At 62.0% G+C, this 19445-nt stretch carries 22 protein-coding genes; 5 read left to right on the top strand and 17 right to left on the bottom strand.

The window, feature by feature from the left end; all coding sequences use genetic code 11:
* From ACFVTD_RS02300 to ACFVTD_RS02240, 13 genes are all read right to left on the bottom strand, one after another.
* The gene (locus ACFVTD_RS02300; protein ID WP_387557495.1) at nucleotides 1-921 is read right to left on the bottom strand and encodes a pilus assembly protein TadG-related protein; all 921 of its coding nucleotides are present in this window, start codon (nucleotides 919-921) and stop codon (nucleotides 1-3) included.
* Nucleotides 922-959: 38 nt separating this feature from the next.
* Nucleotides 960-1349, bottom strand: coding sequence for a TadE/TadG family type IV pilus assembly protein (locus ACFVTD_RS02295; protein ID WP_387557492.1), 390 nt, complete (start codon nucleotides 1347-1349; stop codon nucleotides 960-962).
* Between the two features lie 87 nt (nucleotides 1350-1436).
* Nucleotides 1437-1667 carry a Flp family type IVb pilin gene (locus tag ACFVTD_RS02290; protein WP_387557489.1) on the bottom strand — a complete coding sequence of 77 codons (231 nt, stop codon included), beginning with the start codon at nucleotides 1665-1667 and terminating at the stop codon, nucleotides 1437-1439.
* A 259-nt stretch (nucleotides 1668-1926) separates the two neighbouring features.
* A complete protein-coding gene (locus tag ACFVTD_RS02285) occupies nucleotides 1927-2559 on the bottom strand; it encodes a type II secretion system F family protein (RefSeq protein WP_387557486.1) in 633 nt (210 codons plus the stop codon).
* A 261-nt stretch (nucleotides 2560-2820) separates the two neighbouring features.
* Entirely contained in the window at nucleotides 2821-3762 is a 942-nt protein-coding gene (locus ACFVTD_RS02280) for a type II secretion system F family protein (protein ID WP_387557483.1), read from the bottom strand.
* Between the two features lie 4 nt (nucleotides 3763-3766).
* On the bottom strand, nucleotides 3767-5230 hold the full coding sequence (locus ACFVTD_RS02275; RefSeq protein ID WP_387557481.1) for a CpaF family protein: 1464 nt from the start codon (nucleotides 5228-5230) through the stop codon (nucleotides 3767-3769).
* Complete coding sequence (locus tag ACFVTD_RS02270; protein WP_387557478.1) at nucleotides 5227-6426, bottom strand: CpaE family protein; 1200 nt, start codon at nucleotides 6424-6426, stop codon at nucleotides 5227-5229. The genes ACFVTD_RS02275 and ACFVTD_RS02270 overlap by 4 nt, the downstream gene beginning before the upstream one ends.
* On the bottom strand, nucleotides 6423-7202 hold the full coding sequence (locus tag ACFVTD_RS02265) for a Flp pilus assembly protein CpaB (protein WP_387557475.1): 780 nt from the start codon (nucleotides 7200-7202) through the stop codon (nucleotides 6423-6425). The genes ACFVTD_RS02270 and ACFVTD_RS02265 overlap by 4 nt, the downstream gene beginning before the upstream one ends.
* A gap of 54 nt (nucleotides 7203-7256) precedes the next feature.
* On the bottom strand, nucleotides 7257-8303 hold the full coding sequence (locus tag ACFVTD_RS02260) for a pilus assembly protein TadG-related protein (protein ID WP_387557472.1): 1047 nt from the start codon (nucleotides 8301-8303) through the stop codon (nucleotides 7257-7259).
* Nucleotides 8291-8698 carry a TadE/TadG family type IV pilus assembly protein gene (locus tag ACFVTD_RS02255; protein ID WP_387557469.1) on the bottom strand — a complete coding sequence of 136 codons (408 nt, stop codon included), beginning with the start codon at nucleotides 8696-8698 and terminating at the stop codon, nucleotides 8291-8293. Before ACFVTD_RS02255 ends, ACFVTD_RS02260 begins: the two co-directional genes overlap by 13 nt.
* 109 nt (nucleotides 8699-8807) lie before the next feature.
* Complete coding sequence (locus ACFVTD_RS02250; protein WP_387557466.1) at nucleotides 8808-9002, bottom strand: Flp family type IVb pilin; 195 nt, start codon at nucleotides 9000-9002, stop codon at nucleotides 8808-8810.
* A 593-nt stretch (nucleotides 9003-9595) separates the two neighbouring features.
* On the bottom strand, nucleotides 9596-9790 hold the full coding sequence (locus tag ACFVTD_RS02245) for a Flp family type IVb pilin (protein WP_387557463.1): 195 nt from the start codon (nucleotides 9788-9790) through the stop codon (nucleotides 9596-9598).
* 279 nt (nucleotides 9791-10069) lie between these two features.
* Complete coding sequence (locus ACFVTD_RS02240) at nucleotides 10070-10675, bottom strand: prepilin peptidase (protein ID WP_387557459.1); 606 nt, start codon at nucleotides 10673-10675, stop codon at nucleotides 10070-10072.
* A 355-nt stretch (nucleotides 10676-11030) separates the two neighbouring features.
* On the opposite strand from ACFVTD_RS02240, the gene rplM reads away from it, so the two are divergent.
* From rplM to glmM, 3 genes are all read left to right on the top strand, one after another.
* Complete coding sequence (gene rplM, locus ACFVTD_RS02235; protein WP_043454696.1) at nucleotides 11031-11474, top strand: 50S ribosomal protein L13; 444 nt, start codon at nucleotides 11031-11033, stop codon at nucleotides 11472-11474.
* Nucleotides 11475-11512: 38 nt separating this feature from the next.
* Nucleotides 11513-12016 carry a 30S ribosomal protein S9 gene (gene rpsI / locus ACFVTD_RS02230; protein ID WP_159631395.1) on the top strand — a complete coding sequence of 168 codons (504 nt, stop codon included), beginning with the start codon at nucleotides 11513-11515 and terminating at the stop codon, nucleotides 12014-12016.
* A 216-nt stretch (nucleotides 12017-12232) separates the two neighbouring features.
* Nucleotides 12233-13594 carry a phosphoglucosamine mutase gene (gene glmM, locus ACFVTD_RS02225; protein ID WP_387557454.1) on the top strand — a complete coding sequence of 454 codons (1362 nt, stop codon included), beginning with the start codon at nucleotides 12233-12235 and terminating at the stop codon, nucleotides 13592-13594.
* Between the two features lie 94 nt (nucleotides 13595-13688).
* Here the strand turns inward: glmM and ACFVTD_RS02220 are convergent, their stop codons facing one another.
* The 4 genes from ACFVTD_RS02220 to coaA form a co-directional block, all read right to left on the bottom strand.
* A complete protein-coding gene (locus tag ACFVTD_RS02220; RefSeq protein WP_387557451.1) occupies nucleotides 13689-14351 on the bottom strand; it encodes a methyltransferase family protein in 663 nt (220 codons plus the stop codon).
* 267 nt (nucleotides 14352-14618) lie between these two features.
* The gene (mscL, locus tag ACFVTD_RS02215; protein ID WP_387557448.1) at nucleotides 14619-15008 is read right to left on the bottom strand and encodes a large conductance mechanosensitive channel protein MscL; all 390 of its coding nucleotides are present in this window, start codon (nucleotides 15006-15008) and stop codon (nucleotides 14619-14621) included.
* Between the two features lie 90 nt (nucleotides 15009-15098).
* A complete protein-coding gene (locus ACFVTD_RS02210; RefSeq protein ID WP_387557445.1) occupies nucleotides 15099-15959 on the bottom strand; it encodes a D-alanyl-D-alanine carboxypeptidase family protein in 861 nt (286 codons plus the stop codon).
* 5 nt (nucleotides 15960-15964) lie between these two features.
* Nucleotides 15965-16960: a type I pantothenate kinase gene (coaA, locus tag ACFVTD_RS02205; RefSeq protein ID WP_387557442.1), complete on the bottom strand. Its 996-nt coding sequence runs from the start codon at nucleotides 16958-16960 to the stop codon at nucleotides 15965-15967.
* Nucleotides 16961-17064: 104 nt separating this feature from the next.
* On the opposite strand from coaA, the gene glmS reads away from it, so the two are divergent.
* Both glmS and ACFVTD_RS02195 read left to right on the top strand, forming a co-directional pair.
* A complete protein-coding gene (gene glmS, locus ACFVTD_RS02200) occupies nucleotides 17065-18957 on the top strand; it encodes a glutamine--fructose-6-phosphate transaminase (isomerizing) (RefSeq protein ID WP_387557439.1) in 1893 nt (630 codons plus the stop codon).
* Nucleotides 18958-19097: 140 nt separating this feature from the next.
* A complete protein-coding gene (locus ACFVTD_RS02195; protein WP_387557436.1) occupies nucleotides 19098-19445 on the top strand; it encodes a holo-ACP synthase in 348 nt (115 codons plus the stop codon).

Genomic DNA, 19445 nt, shown 5'->3' with positions numbered 1-19445 from the left:
CTATGGGGTGAGACGGACGATTGAAGCCCCGTAGTTGGGGACGCTGCCGAGTTCAAAGGCCTGGGCCAGTGACACGAACTTCACGAAGTAGCCGCGGATCGTTTTGTTTTGTACGTTGCCGCCTGTACTCCAGTTGATATCGGCAAAGTGATAGCCCGTGACGTGGAAGGCTGCGAACCCTTTCACGTAGTACTTGCCAGAAGAACCTGTGCCGGTTGCAAGGTCATAAAGCGGTAAGAGAACCGTTTGGTCGTTCATCTGGCTGAAGTCTGCGGCTGTGCAGATTGTCGGCGCACTTGCGCCGGGATCGCTTGCGAACCAGATCCCCGAGTTGCTGGATTGGCCTGCCGTCATGGTGATGGAGCACTTGGTGCCCGAAGTCGTGATCCAGCCGAATCCCCCGGGCAGGCCCCCACAACCGTTCACTGACTGCTCCAGGACCTGCACGTTGCCCGTCGTTCCACCAGTGGGAATGTCAAGCTTGCAGTAGGCGATGGCCAGTGGAAGGATCGCCGGGCCCTTGGACGGCGTGCCCCATTGCGCTGAACCGCTAGCGTTTACTTCTGCAGAGGAGATTCCCAGCGCTCGCGCGAAGAACAAGGACACCTGGTTAGGGGTTTTACCGGCTTCCTGTGAACCGGCAGTTACGGCCACAGTTCTTGCTGTGGGGTCGATAGCGACGGATTTCAAGTTGGTGAGACTGTCATTCGCATTTCGGTTTGCGAGACCGGCGGCAAGCGACGAGGTGCTGACGCAGTCGGCGTCAGACGTTGATTTGGCACATTTTTGGGCTATAGCCAAAGCAGCGGCATCGGCTCCATTGTGAAGCTGGACGCGCTCTGCGTACATCATCGACACATCCACAGCTATAGCGGCGGAACCCAGGAGCGCAACAAGCATGATGGCGACGATTACGCTCACCGCGCCCCGTTCGTCGGTTCGATTACTGTTGGCCTGACTTAGCCGCCGCACAGCATTGCTCCTCGGCCGGTCATCGAAAAGGGCCCTGCTATTCCTGTCATGGTGGACAGCGAGTAGGTGATAGTGACAGTCATGCGGTTGCCCGACGCGCACGTTGTCGTCCCGGTGTCGAGGTTTTTGAAAATGACGTTGGAATCTGTCAGCGCTGGATTCAGCGAGACAGCAGTGTTTTTGGCTGCCGTACGTGATGCAACAGGATCGTTGGACAGGGCCATAACGCGCACCGCTTCTCGGGCGGCCGCCGATAGTGAGGCTTGGGCGTTGTAGGCGCGGCTGAATTCTACGATGCCCAGCAGGAGCATGACCAGCACGGGTACAACGATTGCGAACTCGACAGCAGCAGCACCACGTTCGGATGCCCTGGACATAAGTAGACCTTTCGAGAACCAACCACCCCTGAGGCATCGTGGTTGGCGGCGGCCCAGAGCTGCCGCCAACCCACCCTTCAGGTTAGCTTAGGGAGCAGGAGTGCAGCTGGCAGCGACATTACCCGCGCGAGCTACAAAGGTTCCTTTGCTCACAGAGCACTGAATCTGAGTGAACGTGTCCTGCATGGTCCCGCCGAGGAGGGTGACTGCAGCAATGATGACGACGGCGATGAGGGCGACCATGATGCCGTATTCGACGGCGGTTGCGCCCTTTTCGCTGCGAAGGCGGACGGAGAGGTTCGTGTAAAGAGAAAGCATTTTGACTCCTGAGCGAGACGGATTGGCTGGCCCAGCACCAGCGCTTCAACGAAGTTAGCAACGCTTGATCCGACTTTGACCCGATCTTGCAACATCCTGCGCAAAGCCTTTACGCCGTGCACACTTCCTGCGCATTTGCTTGGTTATTACTGGGCTGAAGCTGGGCTTTCCGTACTTCCAGGCATGCAAAGGACCCCCTCGGTTCTGGGTGCCGAGGGGGTCCGGTTTTTGGCGCCGGTAGGCGCATCGCATTGTTTTTTCAGACGCGGCTGAAGGCCTCGATGATGTTTATGGCCGCGGGCCCCAGCAGAACGATGAACAGCACGGGAAAGATAAAGAAGATGAGGGGAAACAGGACCTTTACCGGAAGCTTCATCGCTTTTTCTTCTGCACGCTGCCGACGTTTCACGCGGGCATCCTTGGCCTGTGCGCGGAGGACTTTGGCGATGCCGATACCGTATTTATCGGCCTGCACCACGGCCCTTACGAAGCCCTTCAAGTCCGGCACTGAAGTTCTGGCCGCCATCGCTTCGTAGGCTTCGTGCCGTGGCCGGCCAACCTGGATGTCCTGCAGGGTGCGTACCAGCTCCTGGGCCAAAGGTCCTCCGCCATAGGAGCCAGCCCGGGCCATTGCCGATTCAAAGCCAAGCCCAGCTTCCACAGAGATCAGCATTTGGTCCAAGGTGTTGGGCAGTTCCAGTTCGATCGCTTCCTGCCGCTTGATCGCCTTGTTGTAGACCAGCAGGTCCGGAACAAAATAGAAGAAGATGGTCATGAAGATCGCCACAGCGACATTCATCGAAGTAAACGAGTTGGTGAGTACGACGATTCCTGCCAGCGCACCGGCTAGGGACAGCAGCGGTTTTGAGACGATCAACTTGTCCAGCGGCATGGACGCCGGCCGCCCGGCCAGTGACAGCCAGTGGTCCAGTTTGGCCTCGTAGCTGCCCGGGGTAAGCCTTTTGGATATTCCCAGGAGGATCGGGGCCTGCTGTGCGGCGTCGCGACCTCCAACGCTGAATCCGTGGGCAAGGTTTCCCCGGATGGCGAGGGCCCCTTTTCGGTCCAAGGTGGCCCATGACCACACGAAATAGGAGAGAGGCAGGATAACCGTGGCGATAATCAACCAAGCGATTGGAGTCATGTTCGATCCTTAGAACTTGATCTTGACGATGCGGCTCATCCAGAAGCCGCCGATGATGAACATCAGTGCACTGAGGCCCAGCAGGAACCAGCCGATCGGTTTCTGGACAAAGACGTCCAGGTAGCCCGGGTTGACCATTCCGACGAAGAATGCGACCCCAACCGGCAACGCCATGAGGATGTATGCGGACATCTTCCCTTCCGCGCTGAGTGACCGCACGTGGCCTTTGATTTCGCTGCGCTCACGTATCGTGCCGGCCACCTGATCCAGGACCTCCGCGAGGTCTCCGCCGACTTCACGATTTATCTGGATGGCCTGCCCAATCCACCGGAAGTCTTCGCTGTCCATCCGACTGGCGGAGTCATCGATCGCTTCCCGGGCATCTTTGCCGATTCGTGTTTCGTTGACGATCCTGGTCAGTTCCTCTGAGGTGGGCGACTCGGACTCGTTCGCTGCGGCTTCGATAGCCCGCATCACGCTGTGGCCGGCACGCAACCCACCTATCAGCATTTGAATGGTGCCAATCAGCTGACCATCGAATTTGCTCCGGCGCTTGTCCCTTCGAAGTGTGAGCACCAACCTGGCCACGAACGGCGTCGCGATTGCCAGTAGGATTCCGAAGCCGAGGTTGGTGGCGAGGCTGGACAGCAGGCCAACAGCTACGGTCACTGCTGCCACGAAAGCGCTGAATTCTGCGGGCGTCATTTTCACGCCGGCGTTGTAGAGAAGTTCGCGGCTGTAGGGGCCGCCGGACTTCCCGATCACGCCACCCATCGCATTGGCCGCTGATTCGGAAAATCTTGACAGTGCGGACGGGTCCGGCTGTCCGTCAGGCCTGCGGCGTTGGATTGGAATCGCGGCATACCGAGGCTTGAGGACAACTATCACCAGGACTAGCAGGGCGCCGAAGCACAGGCTGATGGCGCCGGCGAAAACCAGGGGCGAGTCCATGGGCCTACCTCCGTCCGGCCGGAACTGCGGCCCCGAACACAGCTGGGGAGACACCAATGCCGAGCTCGTGGAACCGGTCAAGGAACCTGGGGCGGATGCCCGTGGGAATTGGTTTGCCCAGGAATCTCCCGTGCTGGTCAACACCGGCTGAGTAGTCGAAGAGGAACGCGTCCTGGAGGGTGACAATGTCACCTTCCATGCCTTGGACTTCCGTGACGTGCGTGACCCTGCGGCTGCCATCACGCAGGCGGGTGACCTGGATGATGAGGTCCACTGCCGAGGAAACCTGTTCGCGGATAGCCCTCAGGGGCAGGTCCATCCCAGCCATGAGGACGAGGGTCTCCAAACGGGCGATGGCGTCCCGGGGAGAATTGGCGTGAACCGTTGAAAGCGATCCGTCATGGCCTGTGTTCATGGCCTGCAGCATGTCCAGGGACTCGCCGCCCCGGACCTCGCCGACGATGATGCGGTCGGGACGCATGCGAAGGGAGTTACGGACAAGTTCCCGAATTCCTACAGCGCCTTTTCCTTCAATATTCGGCGGCCGGCTTTCCAGGCGGACCACGTGCTCCTGCTGCAACTGGAGTTCCACCGCATCCTCGATGGTGACGATGCGGTCGTCTTCGGGGATGAAGGATGACAGCACGTTGAGCAGGGTGGTTTTGCCCGTTCCGGTTCCGCCGGAAACGATGATGTTCAGCCGGGCCTGGACACACGCACTGAGCAATTCAGCCATCTCAGGGGTCAACGAGCCCCAGTCGATGAGGTTCCGGACCGTAAGGGGTACGTGGCTGAACTTCCTGATGGTCAACGAAGGCCCGTTAACCGCCAGGGGAGGAATGATCGCGTTGACGCGCGAACCGTCCTCAAGCCGGGCGTCCACCAGCGGCGACGATTCATCGATGCGCCGGCCCACCCTGGAAACGATGCGGTCGATCACTTTCCGGAGGTGGTCGTCGGAGCTGAATTGCGATCCGGTCAGGCTCAAGTGGCCGTTGCGTTCGATGTAGATTTGGTCGTACTTGTTGACCATAATTTCCGTCACTGACGGGTCTTCGAGCAGCTTCTGCAGGGGACCGTACCCCATGACTTCGTCCGCAATTTCACGAATAAGCCTGCGGCGTTCTTCGGGCGAAAGTGGCACCTGCTCGTCGTCGATAACTGCCGAGAGTTCATCAACGGCTATTGTCCGCAATTCCTCGTCCGACGACGACGTGTCGCCGAAGCGCGTGCCGAGACGGTCGAAGAGTGCCAGGGCAGCCCTTTGTTTGAGCCCGGCAAGCGCATCGATAGGCGGTGCCGTGACGTTGCCACCCAGCGGCGAACCTGGAATCGGGGCGCCAACCGGGGCAAAGGATGTGCTTTCAAGTTGGGCGCCTGTCTTCGACATTTCAGAGAGCGTACGGCCGTTGGCGTTTGACCCGTCGGAATTGCCTTGGGAGCCAGCGAGCCTATCTGAGAGTTTCATGACACAACCACCCTTCGGTGCAGCTTGGTGCGTGGGGACGATACCCACTCAGGATCAAACCGATCTACGAGCTTCTTCAGCCCTTTGGCCGCAGCATCCCTGGTGGTCGCTTGGAGGACCGGAATGCCGCGGTTCGTTGAAAACGGGAGCGTCCGGGAGCGCGGGATGACAGCGTCGACAGGGACGCCCACGGTTGCTTCCACATCCTGCACGGACAGACCGCTTTTGCGGTCCGCAAAGTTGAGGATGGTGTGCCTTCCCTGCGGCATCAGTTGCAGTTCCTTCAATACTCCAAAGCACTTTCGCAACCCGCGGACACTGGGGACGTCCATCCCGCAGACCCAAACCCCGTCGGTGGCCTGTTCCAGCGTGGCGAGCACATGCTCGCCCAACCCCGGAGCGGTATCCACCACGACATATTTGAATTCACTGGCCAGTTGCTCGAGCAGCCGGCTCACGTGCTCGCCGGTGATGTAATCGGCTTCGGCCGGAGTCCGGGGAGCGCATAGTGCGTAGATCCCGGCAGGGTGAACGGTCAGGAATGCCTTGAGGACCATGGAGTCCTGGGAGGCAATGCCGTGAACGGCATCGGTGATGGAGTGCTCGGGCTCGAGCAGCAAACCGGATGCAACGTCTCCGAACTGGAGGTCCAGATCCACAAGGACGACGCTCATGGGCGCGACTTTGCCCAATCCCACCGCGAGGTTGGTGGCGACTGTCGTCTTGCCAACTCCGCCCTTCGGTGACATGACGGCGATGACGCGGCCCCGTTCCTGCCCTGGGTCGGTAGGCAACGACATTCCCCGCCGCCGGCTGGCAGATGCCAGGCAGGCCCGTTCGAGCAGTACCCGTAGGTCGTTCACCTCGATATCAGGCCTCAACACGTCCCGGATACCTGCGTGCATGGCACGGAGCACGAGCTCAGGGGAGGGCTCCGCAACCAGGAGCAGGCTGATCTCCGGATACTGGAGGTCAAATACGGTGGCCAATTTCAGCGCGTCTTCTTCGCTGACGCCCGGCCCCAGGATAAGTACTTCAGGCGGTGCCCCTGTCAGCTGCCGGAATACGTCCTCCGGCCCTCCCGAAAGAATGGCTGGGCTAAGTGTTTCCAGGTCCCCATGGAGGGCAGTTGACACCGCCTCCCGCACGCGGGACTCGAAGTCCCGCACCCCGGTTATGGCTACAAAGCGACTCACCGGTACAGCCCACCAAAGGTTGTCACAGGAGGCTGCGCCTTGGTGCTCTTGTCGGTCTGCTTCGAGAGCCACAGTGTGCCGTATTCCGCCCCGAAGACCATCTTTGCGGCGTCGGCGTCGCTTCTGGCCACCGTCACGAAGGCAGAACCATTCGGCATGGCCACCGTTGAGTCACCCGAGGAGTTGGAGGTGTTGTTCTTGCTGTCATCGGGTGCGGCTTTTTGGACTGCTGTGACCAGCACATCGTGGAACAGCAGGCCGGTGGACTGCTTCCAGCCCTTCACTTCAGCTGGGACATTGGCATCGGCGGGGATGTTGTCGTCAGTCTTGAACGAGCTGTACACCGTAACCATGTCGCCGGCTTCCAGGCGGCCGCCCAGGATCCGCTCCGGGGCCAGGAGGAATGTAACCTCCTGCATGCCGTCCGGCACCGGCACGGTGCCCGGTACCAGTTCCTTGGGGTCCACCAGCTTTGCTGCAAGCAGCTGTTCGCCGGGTTGCAGGGCGGACGCTGTCACCCGTCCACTTTGGCCATCCAGGCTTTCCAGTGCAGCTGCCGGCACGGCAGACTGCGGAAGCTCTTCGACCTTGACCTTGCCGCCCAAGTCTTCAACCTTGGTGCCGGCAGGGACGGACTCCTTGGCGACGAGAACTTTCACGGGGTTGAGCCCCTGCGCAGCTCTAGCGTCGGCGCCCTGGACATAGACGACCAGCAGGGTAGTTCCAATGATTGCCAGCACCAGTGCTGCAATGCCTCCCAGTAGGCGAGATTTCACTGTGGGTACTCCTTTGCAATGGGTTTGTTCGATTAGCGGTAACGTCCCGCATGTTTAGTTCTTGAGGTACACCTGGGTGCCGCCGTAGTTGGGAATGGTGTTCGTAGACAACCCCTCGGCGAGGGACACAAAGCGAGTGAAGTACCCCTGAATGGCACGGCAGTTTCCACTGCAGGATGGCGCTAGCGGGTCGAGGTCCTGGACGCTGCCGCTGAACTTGTAGCCAGTGACCTTGAAGGCCAGGAAGCCCACGATCGTGTATTTGGTGTTGTTGCCGTTGTTGAGCGAGACAGCTGATGAAAAGACGGGAACCAGGACTGTGGTGCCCTTGATGGTTGACGGCATGGTGGAGCAGACGTTTGGCAAGGAAATGCCAGGCTTGCTGCCGACGATGGCGGTACCCGCATCGATTGTGGCGGAGCAGTCAGTGCCGGCGTCCAGCCAGCCGAAGCCGCCCGGTGCATAGCCGTTTTGGGCTGCGCAGCCTGGGTAAGCGGGTGTGTTCTCGTCGTAGCGAAGCGTGAGGTGGTTAGGGATCGGATCGCCGGTGAACGTTCCGGTGGAATTGAACTCTGACAGTTGTGAAGCGGTGAGGTTCTTCTTGAAGACGCAGTCGCTGATGGTCCAGGGGAAGCTCGTTGCCTCGGAAACGGCGCCCCACGAGGCTTCTGCTGAAGCTTGGATTTGTGTGGTGTTGAATCCCATGACGCGTGCAAAGAACAGCCCAAATCCGTCAGTCGACGATCCCGCTGCCCGGGCTTTGGTTTCTACGTGCACGGTTGTCGAGTTGGGAAATGTGACTGTGGATCCGCTGGTGCCGTCATTGGCGTTGCTGTTGGCGAAGAGGTTCCCGGTTCCGGACGAATCCCCGCAGGAGCCTTTGGCACACTGATTCGCAACTGCCAAGGCCGCCGAGTCCGCTCCGTTCTGCAACTGGGCCTTTTCGGCGTACATTGCTCCGACATCCACGGCCAGGGCGGCAAACCCGAGGAGGACGACCAAAACAAGTGCCACAACAACTGCTGCCGCGCCTCGCTCATCCCCTTCTCCTCGGGTGGTCCGTTGCTCAACCTGCGCTCGCTTGCGATCTATCCGCCGCATCTCATAACTCCTACTCCTGTGAGGGTCATCGGAAAGATGCCCGGGGCGCCGAAGAAGCCGGCATCCAAAAAGCCGGAGAGTGAAGGCAAAGTGACCCTGGTGGTCACTGTCACGTTGGCGTCGGCCGCGCAGCTGGCCGCATTGTTCGTTACGCCAACGGGAAGCCCGGAAAGCGACGGTGCGGCGGCGAGGGTAGTCCCTGTCACGTTCAGACCTGGGTCTTTGTAATGGATGGCGGCGTAGCGTGCGCCCTCCCTCGCAGCCTGGGTCAGGGACACCTGCACATTCAGCACCCGGCCAAATTCGATTGTTCCCATCACTACGAGAAGCAGTAGTGGCAGTAGCAGCGCCATCTCAACGGCGACTGCGCCGCGCTCTTTTCGTTTCGCTTTCAAAACCGTCTCCCAGGCCGATCTGCGAGGATTACCGTGTGTGTAGGTTCGTTTTAATGGAGTCGGCCGGCTCTCGGTTTTCCACCATGAGAGCCGGCCAACGCGGCTTGGGCTAGAGGCCGGCCGTGACGCCCTGGAACATGTTCCGGATGGCGACGCCGAGCGGTCCGATAGCGACGATGACCACCACTGCGATAAGGGCGACCATGATGCCGTACTCGACCATCGTTGCTCCCTTTTCTTCCCGGGTGAAGCGATCCTTGACGCCGGCGATGAAAGCAGTCATCGAGACCATGAGAGAAGTCATTGTATTTTCCTTAATTCGTGAAATTGGACTTGCTTCTGATTTCAACGAATTTCCAGCTGCCCCCGTAAAAGTTTTTAGCGGCTGGACTTCGCTAAGAAGAGATTGTCACTGGAGGCCATAGGCAACAATGCGTAGTAGTACTCGTCTTTTTATGGATGCGGCAAAAAGAAATACTCGAATACGCGGCGAAGTACTCAGGCGCCTTCTGCGGGTAGCAGCCCGACTACTTACGCCAGTGAGCTCCTGAGCCGGCCTGGGCTGCGAAGGGACCGGACGCGGGCTGGTGGGCGGGGCAGAACGAAGATCGGTGTTCTGACGGATACAAGGTCGAAAGTGCCCAGAGTTCCGCGAGGTTGAATGTCGGGCACCCACCACGGCGAAAGCGCCCAAGGCGTGGCCTCGCACTTCCCGAAAAGGTGAGCCGGGAACAAGAACGAGAACAAGCATGCCTTGGGCGCTGAATCCCTGCGGGAACAGGGCGCTGGCGGTACCGGAGGACCGCGGAGTTGAACGCGTGGTCGAAACTGGACGGCCTTACGGACACTGGCTACGAGCCAGGCCAGGTTGCGTGCCGGCCATCAGTCAGGGATGTACTACAGGCCGGCCGTGACACCTGCGAACATGTCGCGGATTGCGGTGCCGAGAGGTCCGATAGCAACGATGACCACCACTGCGATGAGGGCGACCATGATGCCGTATTCGACCATCGTTGCTCCCCTTTCATCCCGGGTGAAGCGATCCTTGACGCCTGCGATGAAAGCCGTCATTGAGACCATGAGAGATGTCATTGTATTTTCCTTAATTCGGTGAAATTGGATTACTTTTGATTTCAACGAATTTCCAGCTGCCCCCATAAACTATTTAGCGGCTGGGCTTCGCTAAGAAGAGAGTGGCACTGGGCGGCATGGGCAACAAGGCGTAGTGGTACTCGTCTTTTTAGCGATGCGCCAAATATAAGTACTCGAATCTGCTGGCCAAGTACTCAACTGCCGCATGACGTATCCGGCCGACTACTTGGAGTCATGCCTTGGCGGAGCTGTTGATGTGGTGCGAGCGCGACGCCGGATCTAAATGAAGAACAAAGTCATGGCCATTACGGCACCCAGCATGGAGGGGCCGTGGGGCACTTCGGTGGCTTTGTTCCGGCCTTTCCTCCCTACGACAATCACCGTGACGACGCCATTCAGGATGAAACCGAGCAGACCTCCGTACAGGAGGTGGCTCCAACCTAGGTACCCCAGGTAAAGGCCGACGGGCGCTGCGAGCTTCACGTCGCCCATCCCGATGCCGCCGGGAGAAATAAGTCCCAAAATCAGGTAGCCGGCGAACAGGATGACAGCTCCCAGGACTGCCCGGAAGAAATTGTCGGATTGCTTATTGACTATCCCCGGCAGCAGTAGCAGTACAAGACCGCCGGCGAGCAGTATCAACACGAGGGGGTTTGGCAGCAGGTGGAGTGCTACGTCGATCCTTGCCAGCTGGACGCCCAGGACGGCAAGGAAGAGGAATGCCGGGAGGCTCAGCGTGCTGCCCAAATGCGCAGCGAAGGCGGCGCACGCGACGGCGGTTACTGCCCCCGTCGTAATCCCTGCCTGGAGGCGCGGCGCCTGACCAAGCCTGGGAAGCAGCCTCGCGATCAGTCGCTCGGCGATGGGGGAGAGGGTGGCTCCCAAAAGCGCCGCGCCTACTACCAAGAGCACTGCGTTAGGGTCCCAGTTCCCCGCTGACAACACTGCATCCCCCTGCGTTGGGTTGGGCCGGCACGGCCCCAGCGGCCTCCGGTTACCTCATTTTGACCCCGAACCACCTGACGCGCTAATCTTGGTAGTCGTTGTGCGTGTCCTATTCCGATGGTGCGTGCCCGCTTGAGGATCCGGTTGCAGGATAACTACTCAACGTGCACATTCGGAACTTCAGGATGACTGGTTACATGGAGCCCTCACCTCTGTTCCGGTAGCGCGCAGACAGTAGGTGCGCGAGCTAGCGACACCTAAACAAGAACGCCAGAACAAGAACGAGGCAAACACCGTGCGTACGTACACCCCGAAGCCCGGCGATATCAACCGCCAGTGGCACGTCATTGACGCCACCGACGTTGTCCTTGGTCGTCTTGCAAGCCAGACCGCAATCCTGCTGCGCGGCAAGCACAAGGCCACTTTCGCATCCCACATGGACATGGGCGACTTTGTCATCATCATCAACGCCGAGAAGGTAGCCCTGACCGGCGCCAAGCTGGAGCAGAAGCGCGCATACCGCCACTCCGGCTACCCGGGCGGCCTGACCTCCGTCAACTACGCGGAACTGCTGGAGACCAACCCGGTCCGCGCCGTTGAGAAGGCCATCAAGGGCATGCTCCCCAAGAACTCCCTCGCTGCCCAGCAGCTGGGCAAGCTGAAGGTGTACCGCGGTGCAGAGCACCCGCACGCCGCCCAGCAGCCCAAGACTTTCGAAATCACCCAGGTCGCCCAGTAGTCCTGGCCACCAAACAACTTATCTATACAAGGAGAATCGTGGCTCAGAACGAAGAGACCACCGAGGTCGTAGAGGCCGAGGAAAACCTGACCAGCTACACCTCTGAGAGCTCAGCTGCTGAAGCTGCTCCCAAGAAGGAGCGCCCGGCCCTGACCGTTGCCGGCGCAGCTGTCGGCCGCCGCAAGGAAGCCGTTGCACGCGTCCGCGTTGTGCCCGGCTCCGGCAAGTGGACCATCAACGGCCGCGAGCTGGCGAACTACTTCCCGAACAAGCTGCACCAGCAGGACGTCAACGAGCCCTTCAAGATCCTTGATCTCGAAGGCGCCTACGACGTCATCGCCCGCATCCACGGTGGCGGCATCTCCGGCCAGGCCGGCGCCCTGCGCCTCGGCATCGCCCGTTCGCTGAACGAGATCGACGTCGAGAACAACCGCCCGACGCTGAAGAAGGCCGGTTACCTGTCCCGCGACGCCCGTGTCATCGAGCGTAAGAAGGCCGGTCTCAAGAAGGCCCGCAAGGCACAGCAGTACTCCAAGCGCTAAATCCGCTTGCCCGCGGCGCTTTTTAGCGCTCGGCTCCACAAGCGCCAAACCCGCTTGCACAGTAGCCCGTCCCACCGGTTGGTGGGGCGGGCTTCTGTCGTTGTGGGACGACTCTTGCATGCTTTTGTCCGCGCTGGACACCCCGAAATTTGGCGGGACGCAAGCCGCTGGCCAGCCGTTTCAAACCCCGGCAACGCCATCCTCTACACTTGACCGGTGTCTAGATTATTTGGAACAGATGGTGTCCGGGGGCTGGCCAACGGCCTGCTGACAGCAGAACTGGCCCTGCAGCTGGCCCAGGCGGCCGCCGTCGTGCTCGGCCATGACCGCGCCGCCAACGGCGCGAGGCCCCGCGCCGTGCTGGCCCGAGACCCGCGCGCCAGCGGTGAATTCATCGCCGCCGCCGTGGAAGCCGGCCTCTCCAGTTCAGGTATCGACGTCTATGACGCCGGTGTCCTGCCCACCCCCGCCGCTGCCTATCTGGTGGCGGACCTGGACGCCGACTTCGGAGTCATGATCTCCGCCTCCCACAACCCTGCGCCGGATAATGGCATCAAGTTCTTCGCCCGGGGCGGCCAGAAGTTGCCCGACGAGGTGGAAGACGCCATCGAGGCCCAGATGAGCAAGGAAGCCGTTCGTCCCACCGGCGCCGACGTCGGCCGCATCCAGCGCTTCTCGGACGCCGAAGACCGCTACATCGTCCACCTGCTCCGCACCCTGCCGCACCGCCTGGACGGCCTCACCGTGGTGCTGGACTGCGCCAACGGCGCCGCCAGCGGCTGCTCGCCCCAGCTCTTCAAGGACGCCGGCGCCCACGTCATCGTCATTGGCGCAGATCCTGACGGCCTGAACATCAACGATGGCGTCGGTTCCACCCACCTGGGCCCGCTCAAGGACGCCGTGATCAAGTACGGCGCCAACCTGGGCATCGCCCACGACGGCGACGCTGACCGCTGCCTGGCCGTGGACCACGAGGGCAACGAGGTGGACGGTGACCAGATTATGGCCATCCTCGCGGTCGCCCTCAAGAAGGCCGGCAAGCTCAATGACGATGTCCTGGTGGCTACCGTCATGAGCAACCTGGGCCTCAAGATCGCCCTCCGCGACGCCGGCATTACCATTCTAGAAACCGCTGTAGGGGACCGGTACGTACTGGAAGGCATGCGCGACGGCGGCTACAACTTGGGCGGCGAGCAGTCCGGCCACGTCATCTTCTCCGACCACGCGACCACCGGCGACGGCCTCCTCACCGGCCTGCAGCTCGCCGCGCAGGTGGCCCTGACCGGGAAACCGCTCAAGGAGCTTGCCACGGTCATGACGAAGCTCCCGCAGGTACTCATCAACGTCAGGGGCGTGGACCGCAGCCGCGTCAGCAGCAACGACGTGCTGGCCCAGGCTGTCGCGGCAGCGGAAGCCGCCCTGGGTGACACCGGCCGCGTCCTGCTCCGCCCGTCCGGCACCGAGCCCGTTGTGCGTGTCATGGTGGAGGCGGCGGACGAAGAAACCGCACAGTCCATCGCCGAACATCTCGCGCAGGTGGTCCGGACCGAGCTCGCCCTGGAGCTCGCGTCGAACTAGCAGTCAAAAGAGATGTGGCCCGCCTCCTGATTGGGAAGCGGGCCACATTTGGTTTGGTGGACCTGCCAAGCGGTCCCTGAGACCTGTAGCAGGGTCAGAACAGACCGGGGACAAACCGCGCGGTCCGCAGCTTGTATGCGGCATATTCGGGCACATTATTCGCCAGCAGTTGCTCCTCCTGGATCGCCCGGTATGCCTGAACGGCTGCCAGTGCCACAAGGATTGCCGTCTTCAACAGAGTGGGGCTGAAGCACACTGCCCCGATCAGGGTGATCATCTCCCCAACGTAAAGAGGGTTGCGGATCAGCCGGTAGGGGCCGTGCTGAACGAGGGTCCTGACCTGGGGCTCTACGCCGAAACTCTTACCGAGCGTCATCAGGGACCAGACGGTGAAGACCATCCCCAAGGTCATGAGCCCCACCGCAAACGACGCCAGACCTTCGGACACTTCCGACCCACCGGCAAATGCGAGCAGGAACGGCAGGAAGGTTCCAACGTAGGCCGCGACTGTGGGAGCAATGCGTCCACTCCGGGCGCTTGCGGAACTCCTGGTCAAAAGGAAGTAGACCGCCATCAGATAGAAGACAGTCATCAGTATCTGGTAGGAGACGTGCAACCCGGTGACAAAGGCAGAAGTTGAAGCGACCTTCGAGCCCGAAAACAGTGCGGAGACCGCCCACAACAACAACAGTGCCATGATCGGGACCAGGATTACCCGTTCAATATCAATTGACGTTGACTGCTGGCGAAGTTTCATCAAGAGCCTTCCAGAGAGATGCAGACCCAACATCTGCAGCCACGGTCCCGCGGCCTCCCCAATGAGGCTGCGGTGCACTGAGCCTAATAGGCCAAAGGGACCTATGGCCGAAATTTCCCATAAATTGCCCCGATCCTGAGCAAAATCCGCAGGTACCCCAACATCAGGGGCCGTGACCGGCGCGGAATGGGGCGCCTCAAACTAGAAGTTAAAGAATTGTGGCCCGGCTCCTGGAAAGGAAGCGGGCCACATTTGGTTTGGTGAAACCTAGACTGCGCGGTCCCGGAGCGAATCGCGGATTTCGGTCAGCAGGGCGATCTGCGGGTCTTCGGCAGATTCTTCCTTGACATCGGGGTTGATGCCAAGCCGGCGGTTGCGCCGCTCGATCATGTGGTTCATGGGCAGGACCACCACGAAGTAGATGGCGGCAGCGATGAGGACGAAGGAAATGATGGAAGAGATGACCCGGCCGTAAAGGAAGCCGTTCCACTGCATTTCCTCGATGCCCTTGGCCTGGAAGAGAAGGCCGATCAGCGGTGTAAGCAGGCCCTCCACGATTGATGTGACAACAGCACCGAACGCGGCACCCATCACAACGGCGACGGCAAGGTCTACGACGTTGCCCTTCATGATGAAGTTCTTGAATCCTGTCAGCATGGGACCCAACCTAGCCCAACTCCGTTAACCCTGTGTGAACCCTGGCGCACTTTGTACCGCGTGTTGGAACCAAGGCCGTGAATTATCCGTTTAGGCGTAGCCAGGTGCCGCTTCCAGCCCGAAGTATTCCTCCAGCGTCCCGATCCCGCGGTTCAGCATGTCCGTGGCCGCCTCGACGCCTACGTACCGTAGGTGCCACGGCTCGTAGTAGTAGCCCGTGATGTGGTGCAGCATCCACGGGTACCGCACCACGAAACCGAACCGGTACCCGTTCGCCTTTACCCACGTGGCGGCAGGCTGCTCTGCGAAACACGGCTGGAAGCTGCAGGCACCCCCGCCGTCCCCGATGTCGAACGCCCATCCCGTCTGGTGCTCCGAGTGGCCCGGCCGCGCACTGGCGGTGTCGGCGTCGGCCTGTCCCCGTGCGGCGACATACCCGTTGTACGTGGTCACCTGCGTGCTGTACGAGCGGTAACCGCTGGCCAGGACAATGGCCACGCCGTCCTGTGCGGCTGCCGCGAACATCGCCTCCGCCGCCGCAGCGGTGGTGCTGTTCAGCAGGGAAGCCTCACCGGCGGCAGAAATGGCGACGGCGGGTCGCACCAGGTCGGCCGGCACATAGTCCGCGGGTTGCAGCGCCCGGTGTTTGTTCACGATCACCCAGGGGCTGGCCGGATCATCAAGCGAAAACCGCCGCGCCAAAGTGGCCGACGGCGACGGTGTGGGGGACGGCGCCTCAGGTGCCTGGCCCACCGTGGCCGCGTCCGCCGTCGGGCCCGCTGATGCGGTGGCGGCCGCAGGGGAGGGGGACGGAGAGGCAGCAGCGGACGACGACGGCGCCACCGCCTTGGGTGCCTCGGGCGTGCAGGCTGCCAAGACAGTCAGCCCAGCCCCGGCAGCGAGGAAGCGCGTGAAGCTGCGCCGGCTAGGGGATCCGCATTCGTAGCACACCTGTGCTACACCTTCCGGAGCAGCATGCGGCGGATGGAGTGGTCGGCCTCTTTGGTCAGCACCAGCTGCGCCCGGCCGCGGGTAGGCAGGACGTTCTCCTCCAGGTTGGGCTCGTTGATCCGCTTCCAGATGTCCCTGGCGGTCTCCTCCGCCTCATCGTCGGAGAGCGTGGCGTAGCGGTGGAAGTAGGACTCCGGCTGCGCGAACGCGGTGCTCCGCAGCTTCCGGAACCGGTCCACGTACCACTCCTCGATGTAGGAGGTCTTGGCATCCACGTAGATGGAAAAGTCGAAGAAGTCGCTCAGGGCAAGGCCCTGGCGGCCGTCATGCCGGGGGCGGGCCGGGGCCAGCACGTTCAGTCCCTCCACGATCAGCACATCCGGGCGGCGGACCACCACTTCCTTGCCGGGAACGATGTCGTACGTGACGTGCGAATACCAGGGCGCCCGCACTTCCTCGGCGCCGCCCTTGATCTCACTCACGAACCGCAGCAGCGCCCGCCGGTCGTAGGACTCTGGAAAGCCCTTGCGGTCCAGCAACTGCCGGCGCTTGAGCTCGGCCAGCGGGTAGAGGAAACCGTCCGTGGTGATCAACTCAACGTTGGGGGTGCCCGGCCAGCGGCGCAGCATCTCGCGCAGCACGCGGGCGATGGTGGACTTGCCCACGGCAACGGAACCGGCCACGCCGATCACGAACGGCGTGCGCTGGGTCTGCTCGCCCAGGAACGTCGTGGTGGCCGCGTGCAGCTGCCCGGCGGCCTCCACATACAGGTGCAGGAGCCTCGACAGCGGCAGGTAGACGTCACTGACCTCCTTGATGTCCAAGGGGTCGCCGAGCCCGCGGAGGCGCAGCACGTCCTCTTCATTGAGGGGCTGTTCCATCTGGGCTGCGAGCCGGGACCAGGTTTGCCGGTCCAGCTCCACGAACGGCGAGGCACCCTCCCCGTTCGCTTCATTGCGTTGCGAAGTCACGGTAAAGATTCTGCCCCGCTCCCGGCCCATCGCGAAATGACGCCCCTGCTCAGCGCGGCTACACCCGCCACGGAGGCGCCGCACCGCGTCCGCCGGTTTAGAGCAAGTGGTATACGCCCGATAGTCTTGTGCCTATGTGTGGAATCGTGGGTTACGTAGGCCGTTCGGTTGACGGTGCAAATAATGGTCACAGTGCGTTGGATGTTGTCCTTGAGGGGCTGCGGCGCTTGGAGTACCGCGGTTATGACTCTGCCGGTGTGGCTGTGGTGTCCCAGGGGGCCATCGAGTCGCGGAAGAAGTCCGGGAAGCTGAGCAACCTGATTGGTGAGCTGGAGGCCCGGCCCTTGCCGGAGACCCTGACCGGTATCGGCCACACGCGGTGGGCGACGCACGGCGGCCCGACGGACCGCAACGCGCACCCGCACCTGGCCGATGGCGGCAAGCTCGCCGTGATCCACAACGGCATCATCGAAAACTTCGCCGAGCTCAAGCTCGAGCTGCAGGAGAAGGGCGTGACCTTCCTGTCCGAGACGGATACCGAGGTCGCTGCCGCGCTGCTGGCCGACATCCTCCGCAACCAGCTGGGCGGGGACACCGCCAACGGCGGCCTGACCAAGGCCATGGAGCTCGCCTGCCAGCGCCTCGAGGGCGCCTTCACGCTGCTGGCCGTGCACGCGGACCAGCCCGACGTCGTCGTGGCCGCCCGCCGTAACTCACCGCTGGTGGTGGGCCTGGGCGAGGGAGAGAACTTCCTGGGCTCGGACGTGTCCGGGTTCATCGACTACACCCGCCGCGCGGTGGAACTGGGCCAGGACCAGATCGTCACGATCACCGCCGATTCCGTGGAGATCACCGATTTCTATGGCAACCCCGCCTCCGGCAAGGAATACCACGTGGACTGGGACCCGGCCTCGGCGGAAAAGGGCGGCTTCTCCTCGTTCATGGAGAAGGAAATCCATGACCAGCCCGACGCCGTGGCGCAGACCCTGCTGGGACGCTCGGACATCCAGGGCAAGCTGACCCTGGATGAGCTGCGGATCGACCCGGAACTGCTGAAGCAGGTCAACAAGATCATCGTGCTGGCCTGCGGCACCGCCGCGTACGCGGGCATGGTGGCGAAGTACGCGATCGAGAACTGGTGCCGGATCCCCACCGAGGTGGAGCTCGCGCACGAGTTCCGTTACCGGGACCCGATCCTGGACGAGAAGACCCTGGTGGTCTCCATCTCCCAGTCCGGGGAGACCATGGACACCCTGATGGCCGTCCGGTACGCCCGGGAACAGGGCGCGAAGACCATCTCGATCTGCAACACCAACGGGTCCACCATTCCGCGTGAGTCCGACGCCGTGCTGTACACGCACGCCGGCCCGGAGATCGCGGTGGCCTCCACCAAGGCGTTCCTGGCCCAGATCACGGCCGCGTACCTGCTGGGCCTGTACCTGGCGCAGCTGCGCGGGAACATCTTCTCCGGGCAGATCAAGGACGTCCTGGCGGACCTGAACAAGATCCCCGCCAAGATCCAGGCCATCCTGGACAAGGCAGAGCCCCTGCGGGAACTGGCCCGGTCCATGGCGGACGAGAAGTCGGTGCTGTTCCTGGGCCGGCACGTGGGCTACCCAGTGGCCCTGGAAGGTGCGCTGAAGCTCAAGGAAATCGCGTACATCCACGCCGAAGGCTTCGCAGCCGGTGAGCTCAAGCACGGCCCCATCGCCCTGATCGATGAAGGCCAGCCCGTGTTCGTCGTCGTCCCGTCCCCGCGCGGGCGTGACTCGCTGCACTCCAAGGTGGTCTCCAACATCCAGGAAGTCCGCGCCCGCGGCGCCCGGACCCTGGTCATCGCCGAGGAAGGCGACGAAGCCGTGAAGGCCTACGCCGAGTACGTCTTCTACGTCCCGGAGACGCCCACCCTGCTCATGCCCCTGCTGACCACCGTCCCGCTGCAGATCTTCGCCGCGGAACTCGCCGCAGCCAAGGGCTACGACGTGGACCAGCCCCGCAACCTCGCCAAGAGCGTCACCGTCGAATAAACCCAGTAGAACGCAGACCCCGGGCCACAACGGCCCGGGGTTTGCGTGTTAAAGTCCAGCTTTTGCGCTCATGGCGGACAGCCCGAATGACCGGCGTGCGCCCGCCTTCCTGCCGCAGCCGCCACCGTAGAATGGCACCCATGATCGTTGGCATCGGGGTAGACGTAGTAGACATCGAACGGTTCGGGCGGCAGCTGGATCGGACGCCGGGCCTGAGGGACCGCCTGTTCGTTTCCGCGGAACGGGAACTGAACACCCGCTCCCTGGCCGCCCGGTTCGCCGCCAAGGAAGCGGTGGCCAAGGTCCTCGGTGCGCCCGCCGGCATGAACTGGCAGGACTGCTGGATCGGCCTCGACAGCAACGGGCCCACCGTCCAGGTCAAGGGAACGGTCCTTGCGGTTGCCGAGGCCAAGGGCGTCAAGCGCTGGCACCTGTCCATCAGCCACGACGGCGGCATCGCCACGGCCACGGTCCTGGCCGAAGGCTGA

The organism is Pseudarthrobacter sp. NPDC058119 (assembly GCF_042884655.1).
Taxonomy (GTDB): domain Bacteria; phylum Actinomycetota; class Actinomycetes; order Actinomycetales; family Micrococcaceae; genus Arthrobacter.
The sequence above is the reverse complement of the archived record's forward strand: the minus strand, read 5'-3'. Positions and strand labels throughout refer to the sequence as shown.